This is a genomic window from Mesorhizobium sp. M7A.F.Ca.AU.001.01.1.1 (genome assembly GCF_004022735.1).
Lineage (GTDB): Bacteria > Pseudomonadota > Alphaproteobacteria > Rhizobiales > Rhizobiaceae > Mesorhizobium > Mesorhizobium ciceri.
The window spans coordinates 1-560 of sequence record NZ_RZPF01001325.1; the positions used below are offsets into that span (position 1 = coordinate 1).

The following is a 560-nucleotide window of genomic DNA, read 5'->3' on the forward strand; positions in this document are numbered from 1 at the left end:
TCGAGCACATAGCGTTGCGCATGCGCATAGCGGCGTGACGGCAGCAGCGCGAAATCGCCATCGCCAGCCAGCGTCTCGACGGAAAACGCGAACAGGCCATCCGTGGCCAGCAAGCCGGCAATCGTCTTCACCACGCCGCCCAGCGCACCGACATAGATGAAAACATCGGCCACCGTCACCAGATCGGCTTTCGGACCGGCATAGGGAAAATCCCGCAGATCAGCCTTATCGAGGAAATCGTAGACGCCCTTGGCCCGCGCCTTTCTCAGCATTTTGGCCGAAATGTCATACCCCTCCAGCCGGTCGGCGATCGGCCGCAGCCTCTGCCCCATCAGGCCTGTGCCGCAGCCGAGATCGAGCGCCAGCGCGAAGCGGCCCGGCCTTGCCGCTCGAATGGCCTGGTCGAGCATCCCAGGCAGGCGGTAACCCAGCCTGCCGACCAGGGACTCGTCGAAGCTCTCGGCATAATGGTCGAACAAGGTCTCGACGAAGGCGCTGGGGAGCGCATCGACCGCCGGCGCCTTGCCGATCAATTGCAGGTTCAGTGCAGCGCCTTGACG

Annotated in this window: 1 protein-coding gene; it reads right to left on the minus strand. The window is 63.9% G+C overall.

From position 1 onward, the window contains the following. Nucleotides 1-560, minus strand: a 560-nt coding sequence (locus EN884_RS37965) for a methyltransferase domain-containing protein (protein ID WP_128361232.1), incomplete at both ends; no start/stop codon positions are given.